This is a genomic window from Capnocytophaga canimorsus, assembly GCF_002302565.1.
In the GTDB taxonomy this organism is placed as follows: Bacteria; Bacteroidota; Bacteroidia; order Flavobacteriales; family Flavobacteriaceae; genus Capnocytophaga; species Capnocytophaga canimorsus.
The window spans coordinates 320282-336386 of sequence record NZ_CP022382.1 but is presented as its reverse complement, the minus strand read 5'-3'; the positions used below and the strand labels follow the sequence as shown (position 1 = coordinate 336386).

Sequence of the window (16105 nt, the reverse complement as noted above, 5' to 3'; positions counted from 1 at the left end):
AAAAACCCCCTCAAATCCTTTTAAAATGAGGGGGCAAAAATCAACAAAACAACTAAAATACTATATGGGTAAATTCGGATTTAAAAGCCGTAATTCGTTCATTTCTGAAGCGGATAACTCGTGCATTAACCATTGGGTTAAATCTAAATCCACACCGAGAAAACTAAATAGAGCAGATTCACCCAAAATACGATTATAAGAACGCAAACCAAAGGCTTCGTATATCATATTGTAATCCGACTTGCTAATACCACGCAAAACGCGTTGTATTTCGTCCTCATCAGTTCCTGCAGGTGAATTCATCGCTAATAAAAGCCGTTCAGATTTTGCCCTTGCTTCAACGATAGTCATCTTACTTCCTTTCGTATCCACCGGTGGAGCATCTTTAACATCTGTATTTGGCTTATCTTTTTTGCCAAAAAACAAAGATTTTACTATCAGATACACAAACAAAATAAAAGCCGAAGCCATAAAATAATGCTGGTACTTCTTTAAGAATTCCAAAACCTTACTAAAATCAAACTTCTTTTTTTTCATCTTTTTTCAAATCTTTAATTTGTTCAACCAAAACAGAAACCAAAAACAAAAAACCTAACATCCGTAAGATAAACGACATAACTTAACCTTTAAATGTTACCTTAGAACCTCTAATATCGTAATGTACAAATGTGGCATACAAACCAACGCCCCCTGCTTTGATTTTGCCCTCATCCATTAAGCGGATAATCGTATCATACAATTCTTTAGAAGTCATACCCTTAACCGAAATATCAGCAGCTTTACCCTGTAAATGGTAGGAATTCATCCGACCGCCAACTTCAGCATTATGTTTAAAACTTCTAAAACCAGAATGCACCTTAATAGGTTTATTACCCACTTCCTTACGGATAATTTCCAAATTCTTACAAACCTCAATAACATTAGGTTTCAAACTCTCAGGAATAGCCACGCCATCCTTTGAAATAAATTCACCCCATTTGAAATTAGGCGTGATGTTTTTCGAGAAAACTTTAATCAATCCAAGTTTTAAATACTTAAATAACAACATAATAACAGCGAATAATGTAGTTAACCAAAATAATAATTTAAAATTCATAACGTTTTTTATTTGCCCAAATGTAAATGCAAAAAAAAAGGCTCGTAACAAATACGAACCTTTACAAACTTTTTTATACTTTTTTGTAGTTATGGAAAGTAAACCTTTAAACCCTGCGATGCTATAAAAGTACCAGATTTCTTTGTCGGATAAAGCAAATAACCGAGTTCCTGTTCAACGTTCCAAGAATAAGACTTACCTTTTAAAACTTTTACACTCTTAACCTGGTCGCCTAAAATATTATAAACCTTATTGTCAAGATACAATGAATAAGGGTTATTACTTTGATTATAGAAGAAAACATCTACATATGTCAATTTAGGAGCTGGTACATAAGATTGTTTTTTAAAAATAGTGCCGTCCTCAAACCTTATAGTATTTTCATCTAAAACTTCAAAAATAACATTATTCAAATCAAAAAAAGGTTCAAAAAACTCAAGAGCTCCAGCAAAACGATTAACCGCTTGAGGATTGTCCTTAATCTTTAAAACATCGCCATCACTATTATGCAAAATCATATCCAACGCTGAAGCCTTACCATACAAAGTAACCTTGTTTGTTTCCTGCTTATAAGCAAAAGAATAATCCACTTCTATACGACTAATTGAAGCATCATCAGAGTTAATAAGATAAGAAACCCTGTCAACTCCAAAAACAAAAATAGCTTGACCAGAAATATTATCATTTTTTAAATCCTGAGAAACCCAAATCGTGCCTGAAAGGTTTTTTATATGCGGTTGCTCCTCATCCTTTTTGCAACCTAATAACAAAAACAAAAAAACGAAAAATAAAGATAAATGTTTCATAATTTAATTTTTACGATTGATTTGATACAAAACTAAACAAAAAGCCAAGAAAAACAAAAAATACTGAAAAAAAACACTGAAAAAAGCACCTGAAACATCCTCAGCCATTTCATTATAATACATTGTCTTAGCCTTTAAATATATCGTTTTTTCATTATTTTTCAAATGATTAGACAAAGAAGAATCATATTGTTTATAGTAATCATCGTGCATTTGCCTTAATGCTTGTCTTTTTTTGCGGTCTTTTTCATTCTCAACAATACCATTAACAAACGAAAGCCCTATACTTATACCTAAACTTAATAAACTCATAACTAATCAATTTAATAACCTCTTTTACCTTTAATATAAGCTACTCGCTTACCATTCTTATAAATCTTAGGCGCAGCTTTCTCAAACTTATTTTTAAAATCCCAGATGAAATCATTAAGCACTTTATAATAAACTTTTTTGAAAAATTCAGCATTATATTTATCCTTAAATCTGAAATAACAAATTAAAAAAACAATCAAAAAGTAAATCAATAAAGCCACGAAATAGATAAAATTATCTGTATAAAACTTTTTCATAATTAACGCATTACATTAGTATAAATCCTACCGCCGTTTGATGTTTGCCTACTATTTTGATTATTGTCCTTGATGCCTTTCTTTGCTTGAAAGAAAAGCACCAAAAACAATACAAAACAAAAGCAAACTAAAACAAAAATATGTTTGCCTATCATATTATAAGAATTGAGATAAAAACCTTGTTAAATTCTGTGCTTGAGCCTTAGTTTCAAATTCAATTTCAAAAATTCTTTTTGTTTTATAAGGACTTTCTCTATTTGTAGTATAAGAAACAAAAACTTTATTTTCTGATAAACGAACAAAAGTACGATTCAAATTCAAACAATAATAAACAGGCAAACCTGATTTATCATAAGAATCAATTAAAATTCCCAAACACACCAATTTTGAAGTAAAAAAAGGAACTTCAGTAATGATAATTGGAGTACCTAATTCCAAATTAAGAGATTCCGAAGAACGAACTCCCATTTCTGATAAATAAAATTTATAATTTCCTGACAAATATTCATTAAAATACTTAACTTTTTGTCCCTCGTCATAAGAAAATCTATAAGAAGAATTACCTAACATCTTAGCCAATTCAACATTATAATAATTTAAATCGTGCTCTAATTGTAAATCAGAAAATTGTTTCAATTCCCTTTTAATAGAATAAACAGTTTCAAAAATACCTAATGTGTCAAGTCTCAATGTATCGGATAAAAGACTTGAAGAAATTAAAGACTTAGAACCAGAAGAACCAACCACTCCAGAATTTGAACTTCCAGAGCTTGAACCAGAACCATTAGGAACATTCAAATCTGGCTTATCCTCCTTTATTTTCTTTTCTCTGTTAAAAATAAAAAACAATAAAGCCAAAACAACCAAAAGCAGGATAACGATTTTATTACCCTTTTTCTTATTCTTTTTCTTTTTTTTCGTAGGTGTATTATTATTCGTATTCATAAAAAATTTAAATAAATGTTATAAAATTACATACCCATTGTTGCGTAACCTTGTGGGTCTTCCGTATGCCCTGAATAACCCTCATCTGATGATGAAGCAGTTTCATATTCGCTGGCTTCTTTGGTGAAATTAGCCATTATTTCAACAAATTTTATGGCTTCCTGCTCATCGGTGAAACCTATAAGTGATAAGAAATAAGCAGAACCAGAACTTGTTACTTTTGGTTCAAAAACCAAACCATCTGAAGGAGCACCAGAAAATGGTGTATGAAAGCCCATAATAGCAACATATCTACCTTGACGAAGTAAATCTAATTCATAAAAATTTTGTGAATAAGAAGAAGTCAAAAATAAAGGGGTAGATTGAGGGTTCATATGCAAAGCAAAACCAGAAGAATTGTTTTGAATAATCTTCAAAAGTGGAACACTGGAATAATCTGCAGTAAATTCTTCAACAGAACTATCATCTATATTATACTGAAACATACGCAAAGAAGTACGCAACAAAGTAGCCAATTGCTGGTTATAATATTCCAAATTATGAGGCAATTTAAAGCCCTCAAAATTAGTAATATGCTTTACCATTTTACGCTTTAAAACATTAAAATAATTAAAACTAATGTAACTACGTGTAACAACAAAAGGCGAATTTCCGAAACGCTCTAAATTCATAGAATTAAAGAAATTACTAACAGAACTATCTGCACTATCATCAGATTCTGAACCTTGGGAAGTTCCTCCAGATGAACCGCTATCATCAGAACCTTGCGAAGCTCCTCCAGATGAACCACTATCAGAACCGCCACTATCAGCATCAGGAACATCGGGCGTATCGGTAGGACCGCCCGATGTATCCCCATTAGGCACATGTGAAGGGCGAACGTAATCCTTAGTTACACAACAAGGAAAATCATAATAAGGCTCTTTTTGCTCATCGGAAGCAACAAAACCCTCATCTATCTTTTTCGACTGATTTACTAAATAAACAATCGCAGAAAACAATAAAAACAATATCAAAAACATAATATTTCAAATTAAAAAATTAAAAATTATTCAAAAAAAGGAAGCACAGAATTTCCATACTTCCTTTTAAAAACTAAACCAACCAAAAACCTTAACCGATTTTGCCGTCGCCGTTCATATCTCTTTTAACCAAGAGCTCCAACGCTGGAGTAATCACAGCCAAAACATCCTGAATGGTCTTTACAATGCCAAGCAATTTTACTAAAAACATAATATTACGTATTAAAAATTAAACAATCTATTTTTTAGGTTTAAAGAAACCTGCATAACCGCCATTAGAGGCTTTAGTAGATACAATGATGCCTAAATCCTTTAAAAAAGCCTTACCAGTATCAAAGAAATACGTAGCAACCTCTAAACGCTTAATTCCTGAATCTCTATAAACAACCTCAAACATCAAAGAAACCCCTTCACGTCCACGCTGAGTAGTAAAATGGGTAGATTTTGAATTTTCAAAAGCATTTATTTTTACTAACCCCGCATTTTTGGAAACAAACCAAGCCGAAATACCAAAGTATTCTTTACCTTCACGAGTTACACCTTGAACTTCCTTTGCTCCACTTTTCTTTTTATAAGGTTGCTGGGATTGTCCTTGCGAATATTGTGGTTGCGGATATTGTGGTTGTCGTTGCGGATAAGCATAATTAGGATGCGAATATCCAGCAGAATAATAAACAGGCTCAGGCTGTACAAAAGGTACAGGAGCATAATTTCTATTATAATTATTTCTTGACATAACTATCTTTTATTATTGTTACTACTACTTTTAAACATTGAAAAAATCAAAACTAAAACTACTATAAAAGAAAGTCCAAAGACTGAGTATAGTATCATATTGTTACTATCTGAACTCTTTTGTTCAGTAGGAGGTACAACGTGATAATGATTAGCAGGTTGCCCCCAAAGAGAGCTTATAGTGTCTAAACCCTTAGGTATTAAAACATTCCAATCAAATCGCATAACTAAGAAATTAAATTATTAGGTTCAACATATTCTGGTATTTCGTAGAAATCCTCGTGTCCGAAGTTTCTATCATTCAAATTCAACTGAGAATAAAGCTCAATAGCACTATTTAGCTTATCCAAAGTAGGCATCTTTCCATACAACTGCTTAAATATGGTATTTGCATAATCGGTTTTACTTTTTTCCATTAGCACATTTTTAGCACGTTTTACGTACTCCTGCATCAAATAGAACGTATCAGCATTGTGTACTTGTTTTTTAGCAACAAAAAAAGTAGGTGATTCATCAGAAACTCCCTCAAAAACAAAATTTTCATTACCGCAAGAAAGGTAAACATCCGAGTTTAAAACTTGTCCAAAAGAACTAGATGAAGAAAAAGAAGGAAGAACAACATCAAAATCATTTACTTTTAAAGTATTAGTACGAGACTCTGATATAATAATGTCAAAATCCTTACGTTTCAAAGTATGTTTTTCACCTTTCGACAAAAAATAAAAACGATGCAAATCATAATGCGGTACTAAAGAAGTATCACAAGAACTGATAAAAGAAAAAACTTTATTTTCAGTAAGATTAGCATTTAAAACATCAATTTCAATAAAAATACGGTCGCCTCGCTTAATCCTGAAAAAACCTAAGTTAATCCCTTTTTTAGGATAATTAGTAAAATTACCAGACCTTGCATAAACACTTAAATCATCAAAAATAGAAAACTCATTTTCTGCAAGATTTAAAACATCAATCAAAACAACCGATTTACCCATTGAATTTACGTGTACCAGTTTAAAACCTTTAAACTTAAAATTCATAGATGATTCCTTAGGAAGAAAAAACCTATCTACATCAATGTAATTTACACCCTCTGGAAGCGAAAACTCAAAAATGTTTTTACCAACAGCAAAATCACTATTGGGGATAACCATATCGTTAAGCGTTCCGTGTTGCCCTTTACCCTTAACATCAATAATTAAACGCCTATGATTAACTTGATTTGTATTACTCGGAATTGCAGTCATAATCAATCATTTTAAGATTAAAGACTGCGGACATTGTCCGCAAGTCCTATTTCTTTTCTTCCTCTTTTTTGCTGTTAAACTTACCTAACAACATACCTACAGGGTTCATATTATCTGGAATAATTAAACCCACAACAAGCGCAGCTACCACATACCACCAATTAGGCTCTAAACCGCCTTGATTCTGATTTCGATTTCTCATACAATAAATATTTAATTTTTAAACAAACTATTTAACACAGCAAACGTAAGAATTACAAAAACAGCCTTTTTAAAATACCGACTTAAACAAACTTTTTTATACTTTTTTTTACGCAAAATTGTAGTCGTTAGCCGATACATATAAATCTATAAGTTTAGGAGCATAAATATTATTGCGGTTCATTTGGTCAATGTAAATAGTCAAAGCCTCAGGCGTAGTCAAATGCTCCAGAGGATTATTTTTTGCGACCAAATACGTAACCAACGGAGCAAACAAGAAAACAATATTATTACTTGAGGCAACTATACGCTGAGCACTTTCAGCGTATAGTTTTTTTATCTTATTGAAAGAACAAGAAATCTCTTTAGCTCTATTAAAATACAAAAGCTGCGTAAGTTGGTTATTATCCACATTCACTACTTCAGCAAATGGTGCAATAACATCTGTAAGCTGATTGTCCGATGCAAATAAACCTAGAGCATCATAAGCAACAATCTTAGTGAATTGGTTAAACTGACAATGAATGTATAAACAATTCGTATGTAATTCGCCTTGATAATTCATAAAAGGAATGCGTAAAACCCCAGTATCATCTACATTCAAAATATGAGTGTCAGTACCATTAACAACGTGAGCGTAATACATTCGTTAATTGTTTTAGTTTATAAATTCAAATACTTTCTTAAATGTCTATAAGTTACGTGATTGCTTTTTTCCAAACTAAAATGCTGGGCAATCTCAATACGTAAACGCATAGCCGTATGTTTAGTACAATCCAGAATTTCCTGAATGTCCTTGATTTGTAATAATTTCGTGTCTTTTATTGTCGCTTCCATAATCAAAATAAACTTAATTGTACATCTTTATCATTTGTATTTTTCTCTTTAGGTCTGTCTGTTTTTTTAGGTTGATAATCACCGCAATACGAATGCGTAAAAACCAACATTTTACGTAATTTACAATCCATAGACAAATGAAAAGGGTCAACATCCGTAAACTGAGAGTATCGGCAATTTTCACAGATTTTCATTGGTTTTCGTTTCATAGTAATAACTTTTGATATAATAATTTTCTACGTTTACAATACAATAACTGATGATTTTTTTTGTTATTCACTTTCAGTAAATTAAGCAAGTCAATAACGCCATTTAAACCCTCATTTTCATAAGCAACCAATAGGAGGGAAGTAGCCCCCTTAAAAACAATTTTATTAAACAAATTCGAGCTAATTTTAAACTCTACCTTGTCAATTTTTTCGTCCTCTAAAATTTCTGCATCACTCTTAATTTCAATATTTAAAAGCTCCTCATACAATTTCATTTCACGCTTTAAATTCTTAGAAATATTTATCAAATGTTTGCCCTTGGTATATCTGGAATACTCGTAAAATAGCCCCTCCAAATTCCTTTTAAAATTTCGGTCAGCATCCGTATTTTTGAAATTATTTTCAGTAAGCAAACGAAGCATTAAAAAAGGGGTAAAACGCTTATTCTCATTTGGGTTAATCTTATGATGACCTTGTGTCATCTCTTTAGACATATCCCATTTGGTTACATAATCAACGATACCTTTTTCCGTATAAACATCTTTAGCACATTGTGCATTTAGTGATGCACTGATTTTTTTACGCTTACACCAAGCCTTTACAAATTCTTTATGAAATTTGTGTGTTTCCTCCTGCGTATGGAAATACAATAAATGTAAATGAGGATGCCAACCATTTTCAAACGAATACTTGATTTCTAATGTTTTGACAAATCCACGGATATTATTTTCTTCCTCAATACGCTTGTAAACCGATGTTTTTTGAAATTTCCTAAATTCCTCAGATAAACGTTTAAGCAAAACATCTAATAAATCTGATTTTGAGTGCCTTAAAGTCAATGTGATAAACGAGAGGCGACCTTTTTTACCCGTTGTTTTTTCGTGAAGATTTAACCATTTATTAGAAAGTTCAAAAACCTCAAGTTGACGGCGTTGCGTTATTTTAAACGAACAAACAGGGCAGCGCCAGACAGAACCGCACTTCATTAGTCCAGAATAATAAACCTTTTGAGATTCTTTACCACGAACCACAGGCACTGAAGAATCCGATAAATCGGAATCAACGCGTTTACGACCACATAAACAAGTCGAAGTATAACCGCGCTCATAATCCTTGTCAGAAGCAATAACGCGACCAGAATACGTACGCATATTGTCCATTAAAACGGAAAATTCTTGACTCTGGGTGCGTACAAATTTCTTACTAATATCAAGAGGGACGCAAAGCGCTGTTTTTAAGTAATCTTTCTTACTAAGATTATCGTTTAAAATGCCAGATTCTTTTCCTTTTTTGGTAAGAAAAAAATCAAAGCCTAATGCTAAAAAATTATCTAATCGTGACATATTAAGTAAATATTAAATTCCTTAATCTTTACTTAATTTCGTCTATAATTTTGAACTATAATTTGAACTATAATTTATATTATGTAAAATAGAGATTTCAACTTGTAAGATATTAAACTATCTACAAGTATTTTATGAAACAGATAAAACTATGAAATCACTCCACTTCCTATAAGTTCATCTTCGTTGTACCAAACAGCAAACTGCCCTTCGGTGATAGCGCTTTGTGATTTTTCGAAGCAGATGTACAAACCTTCAGAAGTTTTATATAGGTTGGCTTTTTGTAATGGTTGTCGGTAACGGATACGCACCCAATAAGTTGCCGATTCACCATTTTGTAAAACTTTAAAAGGATTAGTCCAATGAATTTCATTGTCTTTGATTAGTAATGCTTTTCTGAAAAGTCCAGGATGTGTATTGCCCTGTCCTACATAGATAATATTCTGATTAACATCAGTTTGAATAACAAATAAAGGTTCAGGAGTTCCACCAACTTGTAATCCTTTTCGTTGCCCAATAGTAAAAAAATGAGCTCCTTGGTGTTTTCCAACTACTTTACCATCAGAGGTTTGGTATTTCTTTTTCTCAGAAAAATATTTGAGTTGCTGCTGTTGATTTTCAAAAAAAGGCTCTGTAGTTTCGTATCCTTTCCAATCTCGGGGAATTTCAATGATTTGCCCTTCTTTGGGCTGTAATTTTTGTTGTAAAAATTCGGGTAGTCTTACTTTTCCTATAAAGCAAAGCCCTTGCGAATCCTTTTTCTCTGCTGTAACCAATCCTTGTTCTGCTGCAATGGCTCTAACCTCTGATTTCTGTAATTCACCTATCGGAAACAAAGACTTACCTAGTTGATGTTGAGTAAGTTGGCACAAAAAATAGGATTGATCTTTATTAGTATCTTTTCCCGAGAGTAATCGATAGAAGGTTTCTCCGCCTTTCTGATAGGTTTCCTTACGACAATAATGCCCTGTTGCTACGTAATCGGCTCCTAAACTGAGAGCAATTTTCAAAAAAACATCAAACTTAATCTCACGATTGCAAAGCACGTCGGGGTTTGGGGTTCTGCCCTGTTCATATTCATTAAACATATAATCAACAATACGCTCCTTGTATTGTTTACTTAAGTCAATGGTTTGGAATGGAATACCTAATTTTTCAGCCACTAACAATGCATCGTTACTGTCTTCAAGCCAAGGACATTCATTGGATATGGTTACAGAATCATCGTGCCAATTTTTCATAAATAGCCCGATAACTTCATACCCTTGATTTTTAAGCAGATAAGCAGCTACACTGCTATCCACTCCCCCACTTAGTCCCACCACTACTCTTTTCATTTTTCTAAAATTTCTTTGAAAACGCAAAATTACGTATATTTGCCTTTCCGCACAACACAGAATAGTCCCTATTTTTCAGCATTTTGCTTATAAAATTCTTAACCTTGTAATTTTAAAATGTAAATATATACTTAACATTTTGCTCTCTTTTGAAGTAGAAATTCAGTAATTTAGTTTATTTTTGTGCTTTAAAGGAAATAAATATGTTACCACTTAGTTACATTCGCGAAAATAGACAAAAGGTCATTGAAGGACTTAAAAAACGGAATTTCAAAGAATTAGATATTATTGATCAAGTAATCACTCTTGATGAGAAACGACGAGCCACTCAAGCTGAATTGGATAATATCCTTGCCGAATCAAATGCCATTTCTAAAGAAATCGGAAATTTGTTCAAATCTGGAAATGCTGCTCAAGCAAATGTGCTCAAAGAAAAAACGGGAGATTTGAAAGAAAAATCAAAAGAACTTTCGGAATTACTAGCACAGACTACCGCATCACTTAATGAATTCTTGTATCGTATCCCTAACGTACCCAATGACATTGTGCCTAATGGAACTTCTGAAACCGACAATGAAGAGGTTTTCAAAGCAGGAGCTGTTCCTCAACTGCATTCCGAAGCCCTTCCGCATTGGGAATTGGCTAAAAAATATGATATTATAGACTTTGAATTGGGTGTTAAAATTACTGGAGCTGGTTTTCCTGTTTACAAAGGCAAGGGAGCAAAATTACAAAGAGCTTTGATTGCTTATTTTTTAGATAAAAACACCCAAGCAGGGTATCAAGAAGTACAAGTGCCTCACGTGGTAAACGAAGCCTCAGGTTACGGAACAGGGCAACTTCCTGATAAAGAAGGACAAATGTATCACGTAACTGCTGATGATTTGTACTTAATCCCTACCGCCGAAGTGCCTGTGACCAACTTTTTTAGAGATGTTTTACTCTCTGAAAAAGATTTTCCGATATGCTATACCGCATACACGCCTTGTTTTAGAAGAGAAGCAGGGAGCTATGGTGCACACGTTCGCGGCCTAAACCGACTCCACCAATTTGATAAGGTTGAAATTGTGCGAGTGGAGCATCCTGAAAATTCTTACCAAGCTTTGGAGGGTATGGTTGAACACGTCAAATCAATTTTGAACGAGCTGAAATTGCCTTACAGAATTTTGCGTCTGTGTGGTGGCGATTTAGGGTTTACCTCTGCCCTAACCTATGACTTTGAAGTTTATTCCACAGCTCAAGAAAAATGGTTGGAAATTAGCTCTGTGTCTAACTTTGAAACTTTTCAAGCCAATCGTTTGAAATTGAGATATAAAGACACTGAAGGAAAAAGTCAGTTGGCTCATACCCTTAACGGAAGCTCTTTGGCTCTACCCCGAGTATTAGCTGGTATTTTGGAAAATTACCAAACTCCTGAAGGGATTGTTATTCCAGAAGTTTTACGTCCTTATACTGGATTTGATATTATTGATTAACAGTATATTATATTATTTTTAAACAGACTTGTCTTTTTTGAAGAAGACAAGTCTGTTTTTTATGAGGATTATATTGAGTATTTTTTAATTTATCAAAATATTTGTACATTTGTGACCTTTAATGAGTAAAATAACTAATTTTTTAACATATTTAACGAGCGTTGTAAACTATGAGCTTTATTAAAGCAATAAGTACTTATTTTCCTGATAACATCATTACTAATGACAATATTGTTTTACGATTTCCTGAATGGAGTAGCCAAAAAATTCTAAATAAAATTGGCGTAAAACAACGTTACGTAACTCACGAAAATCAATTTACTTCGGATATTGCTACAAAAGCTGTTGAAAAATTACTTACCGAACATAATATTGAAAAATCAAAAATAGATTTTTTAATATTATGTACTCAAACTCCTGATTACCTGTTACCTACAACAGCTTGTATCGTTCAACATTTGGTAGGATTACCCACTACTTGTGCCTCTATTGACCTCAATCAAGGTTGCTCGGGCTATGTTTATGGGCTTTCAGTAGCTGATGGGCTTATTGCCAGCGGAAATTTTAAAAATGTGGTTTTGGTAACTGCCGATGTCTATTCCAAACGTATTCATTCCTCCGATAAGGGGAATATTAGTATTTTTGGCGATGCCGCTACCGCTACCCTCATTTCAAACGAAGGTATATACAAGGTAGGTAAATTTACCCTCGGAACCGACGGAAGCGGAGCTGAAAACATCATCATTAAAAACAGTGGCGTTCGTCATAAACAGACCCAAAACGATAATGATTTAGATAATTTCTTGCAAATGAAAGGCAATAAAGTGTTTCAATTTATTATGAAATACATTCCACCTGTAATTCATAAGAATTTGGAAGAAAATAATCTGAATTTAGAAAATGTAGATTTATTTGTATTTCATCAGGCAAATACCCACATTTTAAGCAAGTTACATCAAGAAATGGAAATCCCTTCTGACAAATTTGTTTTGGAAATGGAAAATTATGGAAATACGGTTTCTTCCACTATTCCCATTGCCTTAAAAGCACATCTACAAAAACACCCCGAAAAGCCTAATGAAGTCATACAATTAGCAGGATTTGGCGTAGGTTATTCTTGGGGAGCCACTTGTATTTTTAAACAATAAGTTTATACATTTATGTATAAACACCTTTAAAACAATACATTCTTATGCTTTGTTAACTTGAAGGTTTTCTTATTTTGTAATTTGTTTTTTATCCTTTGCGCTTTATTTTACAAAAATAGCTTCATCATATTGTACTTCGGTTAGGAATAGCCCACAAGCAGGAACGGAAGCCCCTGCCCTACTTCTGTTTTTACTTCTGATGATTTGTTCAAAATCTTCCAAAGTAATTTTGTGTAGCCCAACATCTAAAAGTGTACCTACAATAGCACGTACCATATTGCGCAAAAAACGGTCTGCCGAAATGGTAAAAATCAGCATATTACCTCGCTGTTGCCAATAGGCTTGTTCTATATGACAAAGATATGTTTTAACATCGGTGTTTGATTTTGAAAAACATTGAAAATCATTGTGATTAAACAATATCTTTGCGGCATCGTTCATTTGTTCAATATCCAATGGTAAATTCAGATACATACTATACGGATAATCAAAAACAGATTTTTGAGTACTGACTTGATACTGATAGGTACGCTTTAAGGCATCGAAACGAGCGTGAGCTTCATCTTTCACTCGGTGAATGTGAAGTATGGCAATATCTTTAGGTAAAAAAGAGTTTAGCTTGTACACCCATTGGTTATCCAATTCTTGTATAGTATCAAAATGAGCGAACATTTGTTTGGCGTGTACTCCACTATCTGTGCGACCAGCACCTACAATTTCTATTTTTTCTCGCAAAAGCGTAGTAAGTGCATTTTCCAACACTTGTTGAACGGAAATGGCATTGGGTTGGTTTTGCCAACCGTGGTAATTTTTGCCATTGTACGAAAATTCAATAAAATAACGCATTTAATCCAATCCGTATTGGTCAATCAAATAAATCATACTTGCCATAGTTGCTGCCCCAAGTTCTAACTCTCGCTTGTTAACCGCCTCAAAAACATCGGTTTGACAATGATGATGATCAAAATACCTTTGAGAATCAGGGGTGAGCCCTGCTAAGAGAGTTCTGTCGTTTTTTAAAGGATTGATATCCGTTCCTGGATATCCTTTTTCAAAAAGATGAATGTAATAGGGTTCAAAAAGTTTGCTCCACGATTTTACCTTAGCAATCTTTTTTGCCTCTCCGCTAAAAGCAAAACCTCGAGGTGCGAATCCGCCAGCGTCACTTTCCAAAGCAAAAATATGATTCTCATTTCGTTTTTTGCTTTCTTCGGCATATTTCAAACCACCACGTGCTCCGTTTTCCTCATTGGCAAACAAAACAATGCGTATAGTCCGTTTAGGTTTGTAATTCAGATGATTAAATATTCGGATAACTTCCATACTTTGTGCCACTCCTGCTCCATCATCGTGAGCCCCGTGCCCCACGTCCCACGAGTCCAGATGCGCTCCGAAGGCGATGATTTCATCAGGATAGGTACTACCTTTGATTTCTGCAATTACGTTTGAAGAAGGTACATTGGCAAGGGTACGGCAATTTTGCTTAAAATAAAATTGTAAATTCGGATTTAAACTCAGCAAGCTACTCAGCAAATCAGCTCCTTGGGTACTGATAGCAGCCGCAGGAATTTGTCGGCTTTTAGGTAAGTTTTCATAAGACATTACTCCCGTGTGCGGATGATTGTCAACTTTATGTGAAAGCGAACGTACAATTACAGCAACAGCTCCTTTATCTACAGCAATACGTGCTCCTGAATAACGTTGCGAACCACAAGCTCCATACGCATCAAAAGTGTTAATCATCGCATTAGGGAGCGCTCCGTTTAAAAACACGATTTTCCCAACCACTTGGTTAATATTCGCATTTTCTAAATCTTGAAGGCTTTTAAATTCCACCACCGAAGCTTTGATGCCTGTCGCTGGAGTAGCTACCGAACCGCCTAAAGCCAATATCGGTACATTTATTGTTTTGTCTTTTGCTGTTTCAATATAAGCATATTCAGGCAATCCTCTGACCCAATGAGGTACCATAACCGACTGTAAATTAACCCTAAGTCCTAATTTTTCGAGTTCTTCTTGGGTATAGGTAATCATTTTTTTCTCTCCGTAAGACCCTGAAAGCCTCGCTCCTACATTATAGCAAATATGGTGTAACCAATTGTAGGCCTTACCCTCAGTGAGCGCTTGTGTATAAATATTTCGCAACATCACGGAATCTCTATGAAAATCAACAAATTGAGCCTTTATAGTAAATACAGTTAAAATGAAAAATAGGGTTAGTTTTAGTTTCATCTCATTTAATTTTTTATGGTTTTTCATTTTCTAATTGCGTTTTATAGATTTGTAATTGAGCTTTTGTTTCTTGGTTTAACTCAGGATAACGAATATCTTTATATTTTTTTAAACTTTCCCATAATATTTTGGCAACCAACAAACGAGCGGCTTTTTTATTATCAGAGGGGATGATGTACCACGGAGCTATTTTAGTAGAAGTATGCTTAATAATTTCTTGATAACAAAACTGATATTCTTCCCAATATTGTCGTTCTTCCATATCTGCCTTTGAAAATTTCCAGTTTTTGGAGGGTTTTTCCAACCGATTTAATAGGCGTAAACGTTGCTCTTCTTTTGAAATATGTAACAAAAATTTAAAAATAATAATTCCATTTTGAGTAATATGTTTCTCAAAATCATTGATTTGATTGAATCTTTTCTTCCAAAAATTATGAGGAATATCCTCAATCTCATTTATTCTTGGAATATCTTCATTAAGAATATACTGCGGATGTACTCGTGTAACCAGCACATTTTCATAGTGCGTACGATTGAAAATGGAAAATTTTCCGCGTTCAGGCAATGCCATATAGTGTCGCCAAAGATAATCGTGCGCTAATTCTTTGGTAGTTGGCGTTTTAAAGCTGTGTGTTACAATGCCTCTGCTATTAAAGCCTTTAAAAATTTCGCGTATCATACTATCCTTTCCAGAGGTATCCATTCCTTGTAAACAAATAAGTACGCCATATTTTCCGTGAGCGTACATCATATTCTGAAAATCAGCAATTTTTTGGCTAACCAAAGCTAATTCCTCTTCCAATGTATTACTATTGAGAAAGGTAATTTCGTTGGTAGGACACTCTTTGAGTTTTGTATTTTTAGTTACCCGATACTTCTTTAAATCATCATTCATAAAAATCAACT

Annotated in this window: 19 protein-coding genes; 2 read left to right on the top strand and 17 right to left on the bottom strand. The window is 33.6% G+C overall.

Going from position 1 to position 16105, the window contains the following annotated elements; all coding sequences use genetic code 11:
• Positions 1 to 60: 60 nt before the first annotated feature.
• From CGC47_RS01505 to mnmA, 14 genes are all read right to left on the bottom strand, one after another.
• Entirely contained in the window at positions 61 to 537 is a 477-nt protein-coding gene (locus CGC47_RS01505) for a hypothetical protein (RefSeq protein WP_041999321.1), read from the bottom strand.
• Between the two features lie 82 nt (positions 538 to 619).
• Positions 620 to 1018 carry a YcbK family protein gene (locus tag CGC47_RS01500; RefSeq protein ID WP_157799878.1) on the bottom strand — a complete coding sequence of 133 codons (399 nt, stop codon included), beginning with the start codon at positions 1016 to 1018 and terminating at the stop codon, positions 620 to 622.
• Between the two features lie 167 nt (positions 1019 to 1185).
• A complete protein-coding gene (locus tag CGC47_RS01495; RefSeq protein WP_095899896.1) occupies positions 1186 to 1902 on the bottom strand; it encodes a hypothetical protein in 717 nt (238 codons plus the stop codon).
• A gap of 3 nt (positions 1903 to 1905) precedes the next feature.
• A complete protein-coding gene (locus CGC47_RS01490; RefSeq protein ID WP_041999327.1) occupies positions 1906 to 2214 on the bottom strand; it encodes a hypothetical protein in 309 nt (102 codons plus the stop codon).
• Between the two features lie 413 nt (positions 2215 to 2627).
• Positions 2628 to 3416 carry a hypothetical protein gene (locus tag CGC47_RS01480; RefSeq protein ID WP_041999333.1) on the bottom strand — a complete coding sequence of 263 codons (789 nt, stop codon included), beginning with the start codon at positions 3414 to 3416 and terminating at the stop codon, positions 2628 to 2630.
• 26 nt (positions 3417 to 3442) lie between these two features.
• Positions 3443 to 4438 carry a hypothetical protein gene (locus tag CGC47_RS01475; RefSeq protein WP_095899894.1) on the bottom strand — a complete coding sequence of 332 codons (996 nt, stop codon included), beginning with the start codon at positions 4436 to 4438 and terminating at the stop codon, positions 3443 to 3445.
• A 238-nt stretch (positions 4439 to 4676) separates the two neighbouring features.
• Positions 4677 to 5174: a hypothetical protein gene (locus CGC47_RS01470; RefSeq protein ID WP_041999339.1), complete on the bottom strand. Its 498-nt coding sequence runs from the start codon at positions 5172 to 5174 to the stop codon at positions 4677 to 4679.
• A 226-nt stretch (positions 5175 to 5400) separates the two neighbouring features.
• Positions 5401 to 6417 carry a hypothetical protein gene (locus CGC47_RS01460; RefSeq protein ID WP_041999345.1) on the bottom strand — a complete coding sequence of 339 codons (1017 nt, stop codon included), beginning with the start codon at positions 6415 to 6417 and terminating at the stop codon, positions 5401 to 5403.
• Positions 6418 to 6463: 46 nt separating this feature from the next.
• On the bottom strand, positions 6464 to 6619 hold the full coding sequence (locus CGC47_RS10760; protein ID WP_156124808.1) for a hypothetical protein: 156 nt from the start codon (positions 6617 to 6619) through the stop codon (positions 6464 to 6466).
• A gap of 108 nt (positions 6620 to 6727) precedes the next feature.
• Positions 6728 to 7264 carry a hypothetical protein gene (locus CGC47_RS01455; RefSeq protein ID WP_041999348.1) on the bottom strand — a complete coding sequence of 179 codons (537 nt, stop codon included), beginning with the start codon at positions 7262 to 7264 and terminating at the stop codon, positions 6728 to 6730.
• 17 nt (positions 7265 to 7281) lie between these two features.
• Entirely contained in the window at positions 7282 to 7455 is a 174-nt protein-coding gene (locus CGC47_RS10755; protein WP_156124809.1) for a hypothetical protein, read from the bottom strand.
• Positions 7456 to 7457: 2 nt separating this feature from the next.
• Positions 7458 to 7664, bottom strand: coding sequence for a hypothetical protein (locus CGC47_RS01450; RefSeq protein WP_041999351.1), 207 nt, complete (start codon positions 7662 to 7664; stop codon positions 7458 to 7460).
• A complete protein-coding gene (locus tag CGC47_RS01445; RefSeq protein WP_041999354.1) occupies positions 7661 to 9007 on the bottom strand; it encodes a protein rep in 1347 nt (448 codons plus the stop codon). Before CGC47_RS01445 ends, CGC47_RS01450 begins: the two co-directional genes overlap by 4 nt.
• Before the next feature lie 149 nt (positions 9008 to 9156).
• Complete coding sequence (gene mnmA, locus CGC47_RS01440) at positions 9157 to 10344, bottom strand: tRNA 2-thiouridine(34) synthase MnmA (RefSeq protein WP_041999356.1); 1188 nt, start codon at positions 10342 to 10344, stop codon at positions 9157 to 9159.
• Positions 10345 to 10547: 203 nt separating this feature from the next.
• On the opposite strand from mnmA, the gene serS reads away from it, so the two are divergent.
• Positions 10548 to 11819 carry a serine--tRNA ligase gene (gene serS, locus CGC47_RS01435; RefSeq protein WP_041999358.1) on the top strand — a complete coding sequence of 424 codons (1272 nt, stop codon included), beginning with the start codon at positions 10548 to 10550 and terminating at the stop codon, positions 11817 to 11819.
• Between the two features lie 170 nt (positions 11820 to 11989).
• Entirely contained in the window at positions 11990 to 12967 is a 978-nt protein-coding gene (locus CGC47_RS01430; RefSeq protein WP_095899893.1) for a ketoacyl-ACP synthase III, read from the top strand.
• Between the two features lie 102 nt (positions 12968 to 13069).
• On the opposite strand, the gene truA is transcribed toward CGC47_RS01430, so the two are convergent.
• Genes truA through CGC47_RS01415 form a run of 3 tightly spaced genes read right to left on the bottom strand, consistent with a single transcriptional unit; the run spans position 13070 to position 16094 of the window.
• Positions 13070 to 13813, bottom strand: coding sequence for a tRNA pseudouridine(38-40) synthase TruA (truA, locus tag CGC47_RS01425; protein ID WP_041999361.1), 744 nt, complete (start codon positions 13811 to 13813; stop codon positions 13070 to 13072).
• Positions 13814 to 15199 (bottom strand): M20/M25/M40 family metallo-hydrolase, encoded by a 1386-nt coding sequence (locus tag CGC47_RS01420; RefSeq protein ID WP_041999382.1) that lies wholly within the window; start codon positions 15197 to 15199, stop codon positions 13814 to 13816.
• Between the two features lie 13 nt (positions 15200 to 15212).
• Positions 15213 to 16094: a PPK2 family polyphosphate kinase gene (locus CGC47_RS01415; protein WP_041999364.1), complete on the bottom strand. Its 882-nt coding sequence runs from the start codon at positions 16092 to 16094 to the stop codon at positions 15213 to 15215.
• Positions 16095 to 16105 lie beyond the last annotated feature (11 nt).

What these genes read in the sequence shown, in the direction of transcription:
- CGC47_RS10755 (WP_156124809.1), bottom strand. Translation starts at nt 7,455, where the DNA reads ATGGAAGCGACAATAAAAGACACGAAATTATTACAAATCAAGGACATT.
- CGC47_RS01490 (WP_041999327.1), bottom strand. Translation starts at nt 2,214, where the DNA reads ATGAGTTTATTAAGTTTAGGTATAAGTATAGGGCTTTCGTTTGTTAAT.
- CGC47_RS01480 (WP_041999333.1), bottom strand. Translation starts at nt 3,416, where the DNA reads ATGAATACGAATAATAATACACCTACGAAAAAAAAGAAAAAGAATAAG.
- CGC47_RS01420 (WP_041999382.1), bottom strand. Translation starts at nt 15,199, where the DNA reads ATGAAACTAAAACTAACCCTATTTTTCATTTTAACTGTATTTACTATA.
- CGC47_RS01415 (WP_041999364.1), bottom strand. Translation starts at nt 16,094, where the DNA reads ATGAATGATGATTTAAAGAAGTATCGGGTAACTAAAAATACAAAACTC.
- truA (WP_041999361.1), bottom strand. Translation starts at nt 13,813, where the DNA reads ATGCGTTATTTTATTGAATTTTCGTACAATGGCAAAAATTACCACGGT.
- CGC47_RS01505 (WP_041999321.1), bottom strand. Translation starts at nt 537, where the DNA reads ATGAAAAAAAAGAAGTTTGATTTTAGTAAGGTTTTGGAATTCTTAAAG.
- CGC47_RS01475 (WP_095899894.1), bottom strand. Translation starts at nt 4,438, where the DNA reads ATGTTTTTGATATTGTTTTTATTGTTTTCTGCGATTGTTTATTTAGTA.
- CGC47_RS01445 (WP_041999354.1), bottom strand. Translation starts at nt 9,007, where the DNA reads ATGTCACGATTAGATAATTTTTTAGCATTAGGCTTTGATTTTTTTCTT.
- CGC47_RS01455 (WP_041999348.1), bottom strand. Translation starts at nt 7,264, where the DNA reads ATGTATTACGCTCACGTTGTTAATGGTACTGACACTCATATTTTGAAT.
- mnmA (WP_041999356.1), bottom strand. Translation starts at nt 10,344, where the DNA reads ATGAAAAGAGTAGTGGTGGGACTAAGTGGGGGAGTGGATAGCAGTGTA.
- CGC47_RS01430 (WP_095899893.1), top strand. Translation starts at nt 11,990, where the DNA reads ATGAGCTTTATTAAAGCAATAAGTACTTATTTTCCTGATAACATCATT.
- CGC47_RS01460 (WP_041999345.1), bottom strand. Translation starts at nt 6,417, where the DNA reads ATGACTGCAATTCCGAGTAATACAAATCAAGTTAATCATAGGCGTTTA.
- CGC47_RS01470 (WP_041999339.1), bottom strand. Translation starts at nt 5,174, where the DNA reads ATGTCAAGAAATAATTATAATAGAAATTATGCTCCTGTACCTTTTGTA.
- CGC47_RS01450 (WP_041999351.1), bottom strand. Translation starts at nt 7,664, where the DNA reads ATGAAACGAAAACCAATGAAAATCTGTGAAAATTGCCGATACTCTCAG.
- CGC47_RS01495 (WP_095899896.1), bottom strand. Translation starts at nt 1,902, where the DNA reads ATGAAACATTTATCTTTATTTTTCGTTTTTTTGTTTTTGTTATTAGGT.
- CGC47_RS10760 (WP_156124808.1), bottom strand. Translation starts at nt 6,619, where the DNA reads ATGAGAAATCGAAATCAGAATCAAGGCGGTTTAGAGCCTAATTGGTGG.
- serS (WP_041999358.1), top strand. Translation starts at nt 10,548, where the DNA reads ATGTTACCACTTAGTTACATTCGCGAAAATAGACAAAAGGTCATTGAA.